Origin of the sequence: Leisingera sp. (assembly GCF_034669605.1) — a bacterium.
GTDB lineage: Bacteria > Pseudomonadota > Alphaproteobacteria > Rhodobacterales > Rhodobacteraceae > Leisingera.
This window is the reverse complement of sequence record NZ_JAXMOX010000109.1, coordinates 1-14901: the sequence shown is the minus strand read 5'-3', so window position 1 is coordinate 14901 and position 14901 is coordinate 1. Positions and strand designations below refer to the sequence as shown.

17 protein-coding genes are annotated in these 14901 nt (G+C 65.4%); 1 reads left to right on the top strand and 16 read right to left on the bottom strand.

Annotated features, from left to right (window positions below):
• Positions 1-80 precede the first annotated feature (80 nt).
• The 14 genes from ftsH to ruvC form a co-directional block, all read right to left on the bottom strand.
• Positions 81-1994 (bottom strand): ATP-dependent zinc metalloprotease FtsH, encoded by a 1914-nt coding sequence (ftsH, locus tag VOI29_RS14310; protein ID WP_323779896.1) that lies wholly within the window; start codon positions 1992-1994, stop codon positions 81-83.
• Positions 1995-2072: 78 nt separating this feature from the next.
• Positions 2073-3326 carry a tRNA lysidine(34) synthetase TilS gene (gene tilS, locus VOI29_RS14305; RefSeq protein ID WP_323779893.1) on the bottom strand — a complete coding sequence of 418 codons (1254 nt, stop codon included), beginning with the start codon at positions 3324-3326 and terminating at the stop codon, positions 2073-2075.
• Positions 3323-4150, bottom strand: coding sequence for a tol-pal system protein YbgF (ybgF, locus tag VOI29_RS14300; protein ID WP_323779891.1), 828 nt, complete (start codon positions 4148-4150; stop codon positions 3323-3325). Before ybgF ends, tilS begins: the two co-directional genes overlap by 4 nt.
• A gap of 4 nt (positions 4151-4154) precedes the next feature.
• The gene (pal, locus tag VOI29_RS14295) at positions 4155-4661 is read right to left on the bottom strand and encodes a peptidoglycan-associated lipoprotein Pal (RefSeq protein WP_323779888.1); all 507 of its coding nucleotides are present in this window, start codon (positions 4659-4661) and stop codon (positions 4155-4157) included.
• A gap of 91 nt (positions 4662-4752) precedes the next feature.
• Positions 4753-6078 (bottom strand): Tol-Pal system beta propeller repeat protein TolB, encoded by a 1326-nt coding sequence (gene tolB, locus VOI29_RS14290; RefSeq protein WP_323779885.1) that lies wholly within the window; start codon positions 6076-6078, stop codon positions 4753-4755.
• On the bottom strand, positions 6075-7226 hold the full coding sequence (locus tag VOI29_RS14285) for an energy transducer TonB (protein ID WP_323779883.1): 1152 nt from the start codon (positions 7224-7226) through the stop codon (positions 6075-6077). The genes tolB and VOI29_RS14285 overlap by 4 nt, the downstream gene beginning before the upstream one ends.
• A 15-nt stretch (positions 7227-7241) precedes the next feature.
• On the bottom strand, positions 7242-7733 hold the full coding sequence (tolR, locus tag VOI29_RS14280; RefSeq protein WP_323779880.1) for a protein TolR: 492 nt from the start codon (positions 7731-7733) through the stop codon (positions 7242-7244).
• Positions 7734-7736: 3 nt separating this feature from the next.
• Complete coding sequence (gene tolQ, locus VOI29_RS14275) at positions 7737-8432, bottom strand: protein TolQ (protein WP_323779877.1); 696 nt, start codon at positions 8430-8432, stop codon at positions 7737-7739.
• Between the two features lie 105 nt (positions 8433-8537).
• Positions 8538-8921, bottom strand: a complete 384-nt coding sequence (ybgC, locus tag VOI29_RS14270; protein WP_323779873.1) for a tol-pal system-associated acyl-CoA thioesterase — start codon at positions 8919-8921, stop codon at positions 8538-8540.
• A gap of 61 nt (positions 8922-8982) precedes the next feature.
• A complete protein-coding gene (gene thpR, locus VOI29_RS14265; protein ID WP_323779870.1) occupies positions 8983-9525 on the bottom strand; it encodes an RNA 2',3'-cyclic phosphodiesterase in 543 nt (180 codons plus the stop codon).
• Positions 9525-10193: a hypothetical protein gene (locus VOI29_RS14260; protein ID WP_323779867.1), complete on the bottom strand. Its 669-nt coding sequence runs from the start codon at positions 10191-10193 to the stop codon at positions 9525-9527. Before VOI29_RS14260 ends, thpR begins: the two co-directional genes overlap by 1 nt.
• A 250-nt stretch (positions 10194-10443) precedes the next feature.
• Positions 10444-11475 (bottom strand): Holliday junction branch migration DNA helicase RuvB, encoded by a 1032-nt coding sequence (gene ruvB / locus VOI29_RS14255; protein ID WP_024091000.1) that lies wholly within the window; start codon positions 11473-11475, stop codon positions 10444-10446.
• A gap of 137 nt (positions 11476-11612) precedes the next feature.
• Positions 11613-12302 (bottom strand): Holliday junction branch migration protein RuvA, encoded by a 690-nt coding sequence (gene ruvA / locus VOI29_RS14250; RefSeq protein WP_323779864.1) that lies wholly within the window; start codon positions 12300-12302, stop codon positions 11613-11615.
• 13 nt (positions 12303-12315) lie between these two features.
• Positions 12316-12813: a crossover junction endodeoxyribonuclease RuvC gene (gene ruvC, locus VOI29_RS14245; RefSeq protein ID WP_323779861.1), complete on the bottom strand. Its 498-nt coding sequence runs from the start codon at positions 12811-12813 to the stop codon at positions 12316-12318.
• 326 nt (positions 12814-13139) lie between these two features.
• Between ruvC and VOI29_RS14240 the strand changes: the two genes are divergently transcribed.
• Positions 13140-13358 (top strand): DUF1127 domain-containing protein, encoded by a 219-nt coding sequence (locus VOI29_RS14240; RefSeq protein WP_323779858.1) that lies wholly within the window; start codon positions 13140-13142, stop codon positions 13356-13358.
• A gap of 167 nt (positions 13359-13525) precedes the next feature.
• Here the strand turns inward: VOI29_RS14240 and VOI29_RS14235 are convergent, their stop codons facing one another.
• Both VOI29_RS14235 and VOI29_RS14230 read right to left on the bottom strand, forming a co-directional pair.
• Positions 13526-13870, bottom strand: coding sequence for a hypothetical protein (locus VOI29_RS14235; protein WP_323779855.1), 345 nt, complete (start codon positions 13868-13870; stop codon positions 13526-13528).
• A gap of 103 nt (positions 13871-13973) precedes the next feature.
• Positions 13974-14846, bottom strand: coding sequence for a 50S ribosomal protein L11 methyltransferase (locus tag VOI29_RS14230; protein ID WP_323779852.1), 873 nt, complete (start codon positions 14844-14846; stop codon positions 13974-13976).
• Positions 14847-14901 lie beyond the last annotated feature (55 nt).

Below are 14901 nucleotides of genomic sequence, written 5' to 3'. Positions count from 1 at the left end.
CCCCCCGCTGCCCTGCCAAAATGAACCGTCCCGGAAACCGCTGCTGGTTTCCGGGACGGTTCAATCTCAGTTTCGGATCCTTACGCCGTCGGCTCGGGCTCCATGCCGCCTTCCGGCGGCGTTTTTTTCGGCTTGGCCTTGGGAATTGCGGTGACCGAGGCATTGCCCGGGTCCTCTCCGCCGTCCTCGTCATCGCCCGCCTGCGGCGGCTCGCCGTTCATGACGCGCTTGATCTCCTCACCGGTCAGCGTCTCGTATTCCAACAGTCCCTGCGCCAGTCGTTCCCATTCCTCTTGATGGTCGCTGAGGATCTGGAATGCGCGGTCATAGCCTTCCTTGATGAAGCGCTTCACCTCCTCCTCGATCATCTCCTTGGTATGGGCGGAGACCGAGAAGCCGGCGGTGTTGCCTGAATAGCCTTCATGCGCCTCGGCATAGTCGATATTGCCGACCTTGTCGGACATGCCCCAGCGCATCACCATGGCGCGGGCCAGCTGGCTGGCCTGCTGGATATCCCCGGCCGGGCCGTTGGAGACATGGTCATCGCCATATTTGATGATCTCGGCCGCCTTGCCCGCCATGGTCATCGCCAGCTTCTGCTCGCACTCGCTCTTGTGCCAGTTCAGCCGGTCCATTTCCGGCAGCGACACCACCATCCCCAGCGCACCGCCGCGCGGGATGATCGTGGCCTTGTAGACAGGGTCGCATTCCGGCAGCTTCAGGCCGGCAACCGCATGGCCGGCCTCGTGGTAGGCGGTCTTTTCCTTCTGGTCCTGGGTCAGCACCATCGAGCGGCGCTCGGCCCCCATCATCACCTTGTCCTTGGCCGATTCGAAATCTTCCATGGTGACAAAGCGGCGGCCGACACGGGCCGCCATCAGCGCCGCCTCGTTGACCAGGTTGGCCAGATCCGCCCCCGAGAAACCGGGGGTGCCGCGGGCGATGATGCGCAGATCCACGTCAGGACCCAGCGGCGTTTTGCGCGCATGCACACCCAAAATCTTCTCCCGGCCTTTGATGTCGGGATTGCCGACGGTCACGTTGCGGTCAAAGCGGCCGGGACGCAGCAGGGCCGGGTCCAGAACATCCTTGCGGTTGGTCGCCGCCAGAATGATTACCCCTTCATTGGCCTCAAACCCGTCCATCTCGACCAGCAGCTGGTTCAGCGTCTGTTCGCGTTCGTCATTGCCGCCGCCATAGCCGGCGCCGCGGTGGCGGCCGACGGCGTCGATCTCGTCGATAAAGACGATGCAGGGCGCGTTTTTCTTGGCCTGCTCGAACATGTCGCGGACGCGGGAGGCGCCGACGCCGACAAACATTTCCACAAAGTCGGACCCGGAAATGGTGAAGAACGGCACACCGGCCTCGCCGGCGATGGCGCGGGCCAGAAGCGTCTTACCGGTGCCCGGAGGGCCGACCAGCAACGCTCCCTTGGGGATTTTTCCGCCGAGACGCGAGAATTTCTGCGGGTTGCGCAGGAATTCGACGATCTCTTCCAGCTCTTCCTTGGCCTCGTCGATGCCGGCCACATCGTCGAATGTCACCCGGCCGTGCTTTTCGGTCAGCATCTTGGCCTTGGACTTGCCGAATCCCATGGCGCCGCCTTTGCCGCCGCCCTGCATCCGGTTCATGAAATAGATCCAGACACCGATCAGCAGCAGGAAGGGCAGCAGCGTGACCAGGAAGGACTGAAAGCCCGACTGCTGCTGCTTTTCAGCGCGCACCGGGATGTTCTTGTCGATCAGAAGCGCCGTGACTTCGGCATCGGCCGGTTTGATGGTGACATAGTTCTGCCCATCGGTCGTGGTGTAGCGCACCTGTTCTCCGTCCAGTGTGACGGTGCTGACCTTGCCGGTCTCAACCGAGCTGACGAAGTCCGAGAAAGTGCGTTCACGGCTCTGCATCGTGCTGCCGGAACCGCTGAACAAATTGAACAGCGCCAGAATCAGCAGAAACAGAACAACCCAGAAGGCGATATTGCGAGCGTTGCCCAAGGAAAGTTCTCCCTATCAGATAGGCGTACCACACGGACCGCCTGCGTTGTGCTTAAAATAAGGATCATTCGGGCAGGTTCAATGCGATAAAAGGGATGCAAAGAACTCTTCTTCGGATCCGGCGGTTTCCGCCGACCAGCCATTGGCCAATCCGGCCGCCGGTGCAGCCGCCAATTCCCCGCCCCGCCAAAGCGCCGGGGTGGCCTGCAGCACGGCGCCCGGCACCCCCGCGGCACGCCAGCCTGGGCAGAGCTGCAGTCCCTTTTCACCCAGTGCGCGGACCTCGCAACCCTTTGCGTCGCCGCCATAAACCTTCCATTTGCCGTCCCAGGCCTGCCCCGGCAGGGACACCTCGCCGCGCACCGAATTAAACTCGCGGCAGATCCAGATCTGTTTGCTGGTGGTGACCAGGCGGCAGCCCGCCAGGGTGGCCGATCCGCCATTGCGGGCCGCCAGCACGGCTTTTTCCATCGGAACCTGCCGCGGCGGGTAGGCGGCTCCGGAAATCCACTGAAAGGCGCGCACCAGCAGCCGGTGGCTGATTTCACTGGGCAAGGTTCGGAACTTGCGCTGGCACAGGACAACCGCCCCCGCCTGCACATGCGCCAGGTCGCGGGCGGCAAGGAACACGTACCAGTCCAGCGCTTCGCGGGCTTTGGCCATGTTGCGGGCAATCTTGGCAAAGACCGCAGGGGTCAACCCCAGCGGTGCCAGTTGCTCCAGCGCCCGGCGCACCCGGACACGTTCGAATCTGGTATCCTCGTTGCTCGGGTCTTCGGACCATGCGATACCTCGGCTTTCCAGATATTCGCGCAATTCGCCGCGGGTTACATCCAGCAGCGGCCGCAACAGCGTCACCCCGTTATGCATGCGGCGCTCTGCCATGCCCGACAGCCCGGTCACACCAGAGGCGCGCGCCATCCGCATCAGCACCGTTTCAGCCTGATCATCGGCGGTGTGGCCCAGGGCCAGCACCGGGATGACATTGCGCCGCGCCCAGCCGGTCAGCAGGTCATACCGCGCCTGGCGGGCCTGATTCTGCAGGTTGCCCTTCTGCGGCCCGTCTTCCCAGTGCAGCACCTCATGGCTGATGCCAAGCCGGGCCGCTGCCGCCCCCGCGGCGGCTGCCTCGGCCGCCGCTTCCGGGCGCAGCCCGTGATCCACAGTGGCGGCATACAGCCCCACCCCGCCGCTGGCGAAACAATCGTGCAGCAGATGCAAAAGCGCCATCGAATCGCCGCCGCCCGAGACAGCGATCCCCAGCCGGTCAGGAAGCGCGGAGCGGAACTGGCTCCGCACCAGGGACTGAATATCGCGCCGCACGCCGGTCAAGAACAGCCCAGCTTGGCCATTTCCGCCGCGGCCTCTCCCTCTTCTGCCGCGCCCGGAAAGCGCACGCCGACCTCGGAGAGCGTCACGCAGGCCTGGTCAGACTGTCCCAGCCGCCCCAGCGCCGCGCCCAGTTCAAACAGCGCTTTTGGCGCCACCGGTCCGGCCGAGTTGCCGGTAAAGGCCGCCAGATAGGCCCGCGCAGCCTCGCGGGTGTCGCCAAGGCCATCCAGAGCCTTGCCGCGGCTGAATTCGGCGGCCGGCGCCAGCGGGCTGCCCGGATAGGCCTGATTGAATGCCGCGAACTTCTCCGCCGCATCCTGGAAAAGCCCCTCGGACAGCAGCTTTCCGGCGGCATCGAAATCCGCCTGTTCGCCGATTGCCAGCTCGCCGCCCGCGGCCGCCTCCTCATCCGCCGGCGCCGCCCCGGCACCTGCGGCCGACGGTTCACCGCCGCCCAGCGTCGTTGTTTCGCCCAAGGCGCCGACATCGCCGCCTTCCAGCTCGACCAGCCGGAATTCCAGGTCGCCGATCCGGTTGGTGCCATCGGCGACAATCCGGTCGATCCGGTGGCCCAGCTCTTCGGTCTGCAGGGTCAGCCGCTGCAGCTCGCTTTCAATCGCACCGACCCGGTCCAGAACGGTGTTGCCGGACAGATCCGCCGACGGCGCGCCAGTGGTCGACAGCTCCCGCTTCAGCCGCTGGATCTCGACATGCAGCACGGTCAGTTCCTGGCGGATATCGGCAAGGGTCTGCTGATTCTGGGCCGCCAGCGGCAGCGGCAGCAGCAGCACAGAGGCCAAAAGCGCGGTGCGCAAAGCTTTCATGGCATTACCCCGTCAACCCGCCGGCCAGCACCGTCACCGCACGGCGGTTCTTGGAATAACAGACCTCGTCCGAGCAGATTTCCAGCGGGCGCTCCTTGCCGAAGCTGACCACCTTGATGCGGCTGCCGGCGACACCTTGGGACATCAGGTATTCGCGGGCCGAATTGGCGCGTTTCGCCCCCAGGCCAAGGTTGTATTCGCGGGTGCCCTTCTCGTCCGCATGGCCTTCGATGGTGACCACGTAATCGGCGTTCCGGGCCAGCCAGCGCGCCTGGCCCTGCAGCGTCGTCTGCGCCTGCGGTGACAGGCTGGACTGGTCATTCCCGAACAGCACCCGGTCGCCGACAGTCTGCCGGAAGTAGGCCGGGCTGGCCGGATCCAGCGCGCCTGCGGCTGCGCCCGCACCGCCTGCCCCGGCGCTGCCGTTCAAATCATCGTTCCAGGGGTTGCTGCTGCAGGCTGTCAGCCCCAGCACGGCCACTGCCGCCATTGCCAATTTCAAACCGCTCATATCGTCTGCCTATCCCTTTGCGTTTCTTGACCCGAAACTAGCATAAGCCCGGGGGTGGTTCTATGCGGGTATCCCCGCCCTGACGCTGCTTTTACCGCTGCAACGGCGACCAGGCCGGGTCCGAAGCCCCGTCCGGCGTCCTCACCGGCTTCAGATTGCGGCCGGTGATATCGACTGAATACAGCATTGCGCGGCCGGTGCTGCCCTGGCTTTCGCGGGTGAACATGATCACCCGGCCATTGGGGGCCCAGGTCGGCCCCTCGTCCAGGAAAGAGGCGGTCAGCAAGCGTTCCTCGCTGCCGTCGGTGCGCATCACGCCGATATGGAACCGGCCCTTGTTCTGCTTGGTAAAGGCAATCATGTCACCGCGCGGCGACCAAACCGGGGTGCCATAGCGCCCCTTGCCGAAACTGATCCGCCGCGCCTCGCCGCCGCCTGCCGGCATCACATAGAGCTGCTGGCTGCCGGAGCGGTCGCTCTCGAACACGATCTGGCTGCCGTCCGGGGAAAACGACGGCGCGGTCTCGATCGACGGCGCCGAGGTCAGCCGGTTGCGCTGCCCGCTCCCAATATCCATCGCATAAAGGTCGGTATTGCCGCCCTGGGTCTGCGAATAGACAACCGTGCGCCCGTCCGGGGCAAACCGCGGCGCAAAGCTCATAGTGCCGTCGCCGCTGGACAGGATCTTGCGCTGCACCTGGCCGACATCCAGCACATGGATCTGCGGGAAACCGCTTTCATAGCTGGTATAAAGCACCCGGTCGCCGGTCGGCGAAAACCGCGGCGCCAGCACCAGAGCAGCGCTGTTGGTCAGATACTGCACATTGGCGCCGTCGTAATCCATGATCGCCAGCCGCTTGCGGCGCTCGTTCTTGGGGCCGCTTTCAGAGACATAGACCACCCGGCTGTCGAAATAGCCGCTCTCGCCGGTGATTTCGCTGTAGATGGCATCGGCCACCTTATGTGCCATCCGCCGCCAGCCGCCGGCAGTGCCGGTGAACTGCAGCGCGCTTTCCAACTCCTTTTCGGCAAACACGTCATAGCCGCGGAACCGCACCGTCAGCCGGTTGCCGGTGACGCTGACAGCACCAGTGATCAGCGCCTGGGCGTTCACCGCTTTCCAGTCCGCGTATTTCACCGCATTGTCAAAGCCGGTCACCTTGGAGATATGGGCGCTGGCGGGGACTTCCCGGAACAGTCCGGTGCCGCTGAGATCCGCCGCCACCACCCGCGCGATCTGCGCCGCATGTTCCGCAGCTGCAGGGGTCTCGGGCACGAAATCCGGCACCGCAAAGGGCAAGGGCTCAATCACACCCTGATCGATCTCGATGCGGAGCGGGCCGGTCTGCGCCGCAGCGGTGCCTGCCCCGGCCAATGCCGAAGCCCCGATCAGCAGAGCTGCCAGAATTTTCCTCATTTGATCCGCATCCTTTCAGGATTGAATGTCATCTCAATATCACGCCATTGCGAATATTTCTCAGGGGGAAGATTAAACCCTTTGGCCCCGCAGCGGATTATTGCCCGCCGGGCAGCCCCGAAGGCCTGCTGCGCCGCCGAGGCCGAGCCGCCGGTGCTCGACAGCATCCGGATGCTGCCGCTGTCCGGCTTGCCGTCCTGCGCCAGCGACACCGACACCACCACCGTGGTGTTCAACGCATCCGTCGACAGCGACCCCACATTCCAGCACTGCGAAACCGCAACGCGCAAGGCATCCTTCTCACCCAGCGTCAGCGGCGGCCCCGAGGGTTCCGGCGCCTCGGCATCGGCACCGCCTGCCAGCGCTTCCGCCAGGGCATCCTCCACCGCAGAGGGCGTATCCGCCGCCGCCGGCTGCTCCTGTTCGCTCCGCTGCACCTGTTCGGCCGGCTGGGCCGCTTCCACCGCCTCCGCCGGCTGCGGCTGCGGCCGGGCTGGCCGTGTCCTGGGACGCACAGACACGTCCGGCGCGGCAGAGGCTGCAATGTCCTCGCCTTCGTTCTCTTCGGTCACGATCCGGTCGCTGGCGGCCTCGGGCGCGGTGGCCTCCTGCACGTCCTGCTCTGTCTCGGCGCCCTCCTCCGGTGCCACTTCCGGCTGGACGATATCGTCCACCCTGGTGTCGGGCTCCGGCGGCGCAACAGGCTCCGGTGCCACCCGGTCCACCGGGCGCGGCGCGGTTTCAGGCCGCACCTGCGGCACCAGCGCAGCAATCTCGGGCTCTTCAGCCGCGGCCGGCGGGCTGTCCGGCACATCCGGTTCGGTCTGCGGCTCGGGGATCCCGGTCACCTGCGGATCCGGCGCCGCCGGCGCGACCGGTTCGGGCTGGACGGTTTCCGGCTCCGGATCCGGCTGCGGAGCGGGCTCCGGTGCCGGCTGCACGTCGGCCGGCTCATTCAACGGTGCCGGTTCGGGGGCGATGTGCGGCGCCTGCCGCTGCTGGCTGAGCTTTTCAAACTGCTCCGCCGAAATCAGCGCCACCTGCTGCACCCGGGACGGCAAAGGTTCGGACGGGAACCAGGCGCCAAAGACAACCCATCCCATCAAAAGCCCGTGTCCGGCAAGAGAGATCCTGGTTCCGGTCTGCACCGTCCGCGTCCCCGCTTATTGCCCTGCGCCCTCAGACGGCTGCCCGTCCAGGGCCGGGCCGCCGGTGTCCGTCACCAGCCCGACATTGGAAAACCCGCCTGCGTTCAGCGCGCCCATCACCTGCATCACATCCGCATAGGCAATCCGCCCGTCCGCACGCAGAAACACCCGGTCCGAGCTGCGCTCGGCCGCAATCGCCCGCAGCTTGGGCACCAGTTCGTCACGCGCCACCGGCGTGGTCTGGATTTCCACCCCGCCTGCCGCGGTCATGGTGACGGTCAGCGGCTCTTCCTCGTCACCGGGCAACGCACCTGCCGCGGTCTTGGGCAGTTCCACCGGCACGCCCACCGTCATCAGCGGTGCGGCCACCATGAAGATGATCAGCAGCACCAGCATCACATCGACAAAAGGCGTGACATTGATTTCCGACATCACCCGCCCGCGGCCCCGGCGGCGGCCCCGGCGGCGGTCGCCGCCTCCCTGCGGCTGCTGGACAGCGGCGCCCATCCCTCAGGAATCCAGCTGGCGGCTGAGAATGGTGGCGAACTCATCGGCAAAGGCTTCGTAGCCGCCGATGATGCGGTCGCTGTCCGCGCTCAGCTTGTTGTAGAAGATCACCGCCGGGATCGCGGCCAGCAGCCCAAGACCCGTGGCCATCAGCGCCTCGGCAATACCGGGCGCCACCACGGCAAGGTTGGTGTTCTGCTGCTCTGCAATCTCGATAAAGGCGGTCATGATGCCCCAGACGGTGCCGAACAGGCCGACAAAGGGCGCGGTGGAGCCGACGGTGGCCAGCACCGGAAGACCGCTTTGCAGCCCCTCGGTCTCCTTGGCGATCGCGACATCCATCGACCGGTCGATGCGCGCCTGCGCGCCGGGAATCAGCCCGCCGTCGCTGCGGTGGCTGCGCCGCCATTCCGTCATGCCCGCGGAAAAGATCCGCGCCGCCTGCCCGGGCGGCTCAGCGCCGATCTGGTCGAACAGCGCATCCAGCGGATTGCCCGACCAGAAGGCGCGGTCAAAGGCATCGGCTTCCCTGCGGGCAAGACGGTAGTTGATCATCTTCTGAATGATGATGCCCCAGGACCAGATCGAGGCCCCGATCAGCATCAGCATCACCAGTTTCACGGTTACGGTGGCCCGCGCGAAAAGGCCCCACATGGAGAAATCAATCTCCTGTGCCAGCGCCAGAGTTTCTGCTTCCATTCGCCTGCTCTAAGATTTCCCGGCCGTTTCTCCGGCCTTATTTGGCAAAAGGCTAGCCCAGTTCAATGGCAAAGGCCATCAAAACAGGCGGGCGCGCGCCAAATGTTACCGCAATGCGCGAATCTCTGCCGGAAGCCGCGCAGGCTTGCCGCCGGTGGTGATGCAGACAATGGTGACCTGCGCCCGGAACAGCGGCTGGCCGCTGCGCGTGACCTCTTGAGCCAGGGTCATACGGACCGGGGTCATTGTGTGCATTGACGTGGTGACGAGCAGTTCCTCGTCGAATTTGGCGGGCGCCAGATAGTCCGCCTCGATCCGGCGCACCGCATAGATCAGCCCGGCCTCGCGCATGGCGTTCTGATCAACGCCGATGCCGCGCACCCAATCGCTGCGCGCACGTTCGATAAAACGCAAGTAGTTGGCGTGATAGACGATCCCGCCCATGTCGGTGTCCTCGTAATAGACCCGCAGCGGGAATTCGTGGATCATGCTCTGCGCTCCTTTGGCTTGGCGGGCACCCTATGGCCGGGGCCGGGCCGCCGCAAGCGCCTCAGCCCTCCAGCGGGTATTCTGCCAGGACATCATAGCGTGCGCCTTCGGGGGCCAGCGTCGACTGGTACAGCGCCAAGCAGCCTGCCTCGGCCTGCAGCCGGAACCCCGCCGCCGCTTGCAGGAAACTTGCGATCTTCTCCAGCTGCCCCGGCTGCAGATGCCGCGGGAACCGGGCCAAGGTCACATGCGGGCGGAACCGCTCCCGCGCAAGACCGATCCCGGCGGCCTGGCAGGCACTGCGCACACGGTCCCGCAGACGGCTCAGCTCCGGTGTCTTTTGCACCGCCGCGGCCAGCACCCGCGGCTGTCTGCCGCCGAACACCTCCAGCCCGTGAAAGCGGAGGGTCAGAACCGGCGCGCGGATCCCGGCAAGTTCCTGATGCAGGGCTTGCAGCATCTGTTCCGGCTGGTCATCCAGAAATGCCAGCGTCAGATGCATGTTCTCTGGCGGCACCGGCCGCCCTGCGGTCAGTTCTCCCTGCACATCTTCCAGCGCCATCAAGGCTGCATCAGGCAGCGGCAAGCCCGCAAACGCGCGCATCAGGACTGCGTCTGCTCCGCGGCCGGCGCTTGCAGCCGCGCAAACAAGCGCAGGGCGTGGGACTTGTCGTCTGCGGCCACGGGCATCATCCGGTCATAGGCGGCCGCAATGATCCCGGCAATTTCCGGGCGCAGGATGGTGGCGCCCGTCTCCGGCAGCACCGCCAGCGGCGAGGTTTCTGCAAAAGCCCTATCGCCCCACATCAGCGCCACCTGCACTGCCTGGGTCAGCGCCAGCGTCTCGGCCGGCATCTCTGCCATGGCGCCTTGCATCCGAAGGAACACAAACGCCGCCTTGATGCCGCCCTGATCGTCAAAACGGAACGCCCGGTACTGGCTCGCGCCTGCGGCCTTCAACCGGGTTACCAGCGGCGCAAGCCCGGGGATCAGCCGGTCAAGATCCGGCACCTCCAGCAGTTCATCCCAGTCCAGGAAGAAAAAGAACATCAGATTCGAGCCCAGCTCAGGGTCGGTCTCGGCCATCTGGTGGCCCGCCAGCGTCATCACCGCCTCCAGCGCGCCCTTGACGGTTTTCAGCGTCCCATCCTCCACGCCGAAGACGATCGGCGCCACCGGACGGCCCCAGCGGGCGCAGGCGTATGAGCCGTCTTGGCGGGTGAACAGGGTTTCGATCTGTTCCGGCGTCAGGCCTGGCAGCTGGGCGGTCATATGAGTCTCCTTGATCCTGCCCCGTCTATGCCGTTTGCCTGACCCGCCGGCAAGGGGGCTCCCGTGCCTGTCCGGTGTCCTGGCTGCGCCAGACCTCCGGCAGCAGCCTTGGGCCGGGCGCCGCTGACGCGGCGCATCTTTCCGGCCCGTCCGGCAGCAGCAGAATAGGTCATAATTCCTGACACAATGTTTCGCGCGCGAAACATTTGGACAGCAAGGCTGACACAATTTATAGTGGTTTATCCGTGGCCTACCCGAACAGATCGTTCCGGGAGCGCGGCGGCGCCATTCCCAGGTGGGTCCAGGCCTTTTGCGCCAGCATCCGCCCGCGCGGGGTGCGCTGTATCAGCCCCTGCTGCAACAGGTAAGGCTCAATCACCTCTTCCAGCGCGTCGCGGCTCTCGGACAAGGCGGCTGAGATCGTCTCGATCCCCACCGGTCCGCCGCCGTAATTCTCGGCCAGCAAGGTCAGATACCGCCGGTCGGCGCCGTCCAGCCCCAGCTGATCCACCCCCAGCCGGGTCAGCGCGCCATCGGCCAGTTCGCGGGTGATCGTGCCATCGCCTTCCACAACCGCAAAGTCCACAACGCGGCGCAAGAGCCGCCCGGCGATCCTGGGGGTGCCGCGGGCGCGCCGCGCGATCTCGCGGGCGCCTGCATCATCGGCAGGCGCCCCCAGTTTGCGGGCATTGCGGCGGACAATCTCGAACAGCTCGTCAATGGTATAGAACTGCAGCCGGGTCGGAATACCGAAGCGGTCGCGCAGCGGTGTGGTCAGCAGCCCCATGCGGGTGGTGGCCCCGACCAGGGTGAAGGGCTGCAATTCGATCCGCACGGTGCGCGCTGCAGGGCCTTCGCCAATCACCAGATCCAGCTCGAAATCCTCCATCGCCGGATAAAGCACTTCCTCCACCGCCGGGTTCAGCCGGTGGATCTCGTCGATGAACAGCACGTCGCTGGCCTCGAGGTTGGTGAGGATTGCGGCCAGATCGCCGGCTTTGGCCAGCACCGGACCGGAGGTCATGCGGAAATTCACCCCCAGTTCGCGGGCGATGATCTGCGCCAGTGTGGTCTTGCCAAGGCCGGGAGGGCCGTGAAACAGCGTGTGGTCCATCGCCTCGCCGCGGCGGCGGGCGGATTCAATGAAGACCTTCAGATTGGCGCGGGCTTCGGCCTGGCCGATGAATTCACCAAGGCCCTGCGGGCGCAGGGCGCGGTCGCCGTCAGGAGCTGTATCTTCGGGCAGCGGTTCGGGGCGCAGGGCGGGGTCGGCATCAATCATTTGGCCTGCGCCTGTCAGTTTTCAGCTGTACCGCCTGGCCGCCAGGCCGGGCAGCGCCCGTCCGCCCCCCTGGACGGGCGCTTCGCTTTCCACCCGCGGCCGGGCACTGCCCTTTGTGTTTCAATACCATTTTCCGATCACCCCTTCGGTGCCAGCAGGCGCAGCGCTGCGCGGATCAGCTCCGGCTCATCCGCGTCCGGCCAGGTGGCGGCGGCCTCGGCCACTGCCGCTGCGGCATCCGACGGACCATAGCCCAGATTGCCCAGGGCCGACAGCGCCCCGGCAGAGGCAGCAGCAGCGCCGGAAGGTTTCCTGGGCGGCGCCCTGCGGGCCGGTTTGGCAGCCGGTGCAGGCCCGGCATCCTCAACCACCTCCAGCCCCGGGCCGTCCATCGCATCCGCTACGGTGCCGCCCATCGCCATCACACCCGGCGCCTTGTCCTTGAGGTCCAGCACGATGCGCTGCGCGGTCTTGGGGCCGACGCCCTTGGCCGCCTTGACCGACGCCCAGTCGCCAAGCGCGATCGCCCGGCTGACCCCGTCCGGCCCGAGGGCGCCGAGGATGGCCAGCGAGACCTTGGCCCCGACCCCCTGCACCGAGGTCAGCAGCCGGTGCCATTCCTTTTCCGCCAGCGAAGTGAAGCCATACAGCTGCATCAGGTCTTCGCGCACCACCAATTCGGTATACAGCGCGACCGCTTCGCCCGTGCCCGGCAGTGCCGCCATGGTGCGGTCGGAGCAATAGACGATATAGCCGACGCCGCGCACGTCGATCAGCACATGATCCTGCGCCCGGTAATCCAGACGGCCCGTCAATTTGCCAATCATGCCAGTTTGCCGGTCATGCGCGTTTCTCCTTCAGCTGCCGCTGCGAGGCGGCCCCATAGTATGCATGGCAGATGGCAATCGCCAGCGCATCCGCCGCATCGGCGCCCTTGGGCGCACAGCCGGGCAGCTGCAGCTTGACCATATGCATGACCTGTTCCTTTTCAGCGTGCCCCACGCCGACCACGGTCTTTTTGACCCGGTTGGGGGCATATTCGCCCACCGGCAATCCCGCCTTGGCGAGGGTCAGCAGCGCCACCCCGCGCGCCTGTCCCAGTTTCAGGGTGCCGGCACCGTCCTTGTTCACAAAGGTCTGTTCGATCGCGGCCTGATCCGGGGCATAGGACTCAATGATCTCGGTGACCTGATTGTGCAGCGACAGCAGCCGCTCCCCCAGATCATCGCCATCCGAACAGCAATGCCCGTTGGCCACATGGCTCAGGCGCGGGCCATTTGATTCGATGACCCCCCATCCTAGGGTGCGCAGCCCCGGATCAATTCCCAGAATCCGCATGATGTGCCCGGTCCCCGCCTGCTTATTGCAAATATTTTTTCAACGGTTAGCACAAACCGCGAACATGTCCAATTGCTTTCCCAGCGCCAGCGCACCGCCAAGGCAGCAAATCCTGTCCTGAAACCGACCCTCTGCACTAGGCGGAGCGACATTTTCCGGCAAAAGCAGCGCGCAGCTCATCGGCCCTTATAATAAAGGCGCAAAGCTATGCGTCCGGTGCATATGACGCATGCAATTTCAGATCTTGCCGGGCTGAATTTTCGTCACTAAATGCCGGCCATCGCAACACCGCGACGAAAGCCAACACCAGATCAGAGGACACGGATATGGCCGCATTTGACACCACCCGCACCACGTATGGTTCCACCGGCCTGTTTGGCCGCTTCGGCGCACTGGTTGCCTCCGCAACCGGCATGTTTGCAGCCTGGAACGATGCCCGCGCGACCCGCAACGCCCTGTCGGGCCTGTCCGACCGCGAGCTGGCCGACATCGGCCTGTCGCGCTGCGACATCGAGTCCGTTGCGACCGGCGAAACTGCTTTCTGAGACCCCTCTTAACGCCCTGCCTCCTCCCTCGGGGCGACTAGGGAAACGCCGCGGACCTGCACAGGGCCGCGGCGTTTTTCGTTGCTGGACCGGCATGCGACACCGCAGCAAAAAAGGCCGCCGGCTCCCCCTGCCGCGCGGCCTATTTGCCCCCGCTTCCATTCCTGTCAGCGCAGAACCGGTCCGATTTTGCGGGCCACGAAGACCGACACCGGATCGGCCTGCATCAGAAAGGCGCCCGCGCGCTCCACGCCGCTGCCGGCGGCCAGGGTCTGCACCCGCGCGTCATAGCTGCCAAAGCCAAGCGCGGCCATCAGGAAGCTTTTGAACAGCAGGACTGCCGCGACAAAGAGAAGGATGGAACGCCCCGAACCCCGGGTCCGCAGCCTGTGCGGTCTCACCACCAGCAGCCCGTCCGGCCGCAGTTTTGCGGAATAACCCGCGGACAGGGCTTCATGTTTGCGGTTGATCTGCTTCAAACGCGCCTGGAACTGATCACGATGTTCGCCCATTACGAGCCTCCGAACTGGCCCCCACCAGCGGATGGCCCATCTTTGGCTTGAAATGCGGCGGAAATGCGGCAAATCCCTAAAATTCACCGCAAAGTTAAGTCAATCAGCCCGCCTTACGCAAAAGCAGCGTTGTCCATTCACCAATTTCATCCCGGCGCTCGGGATTGATGCCATTCTGCGCATAAACATTAACCACGTCCTCGGCCTGCTCGTTCAGGATTCCGGAGAGAATCGCATAGCCGCCGGGGCGCAGATTCGCAGCGACATCCGGGGCCAAGGCCACCAGAGGCCCTTTCAGAATGTTCGCGAAGATGAGGTCGAACGGCGCCTGCGCCTGCAGATCCGGGTGATCAAAACCAGCGGCTTCCACACAGGCAACCTGTCCTTCCATGCCATTGGCCTTAAGATTTGCTTCGGCGACTTCAACGGCAACCTGGTCGATGTCGCTGGCCAGAATGGTGCCGTCCCAGACCCGGGCTGCGGCCATCGCCAGCACCGCGGTGCCGCAGCCGATGTCGGCCACTTTTGCGCCGCGAAAGCCCTGATCCACCAGATGATCCAGGGCCTTGAGGCAGCCCAGAGTGGTGCCGTGATGGCCGGTGCCGAAGGCCATCGCCGCCTCGATCAGCAGCGGGATCCGGTCCGCGGGCAGCTTGTCCGCGTCATGCGAGCCATAGACAAAGAAACGGCCCGCTTCGACCGGCGCCAGTTCGCGGCGCACATGGGCGACCCAGTCGGTTTCCGGCAGTTCCGAAACCACAAAGGGCTTGGCTTCGTGCAGCGCGGCCAGCAGGGCAAGACCGGCTGCATCCGGTGCGTCCGTGAAATAGCCGCCGACTTCCCACAGGCCGGAGCCGTCCTCCATTTCGAACACGCCCACGCCGCTGGGTTCCGGGGTCAGACGCTCCATAGCCTCGCCCAGCGCTTCGGCCTGGGCTTTTCCGGTGAGCGTGGTGAGGGCGGTGAATGTGGGCATGGCGTCTCTCCTGAAACTGTTGGCAAGCGCCTAGGCCGCCGCGCCGCCCGCGTCA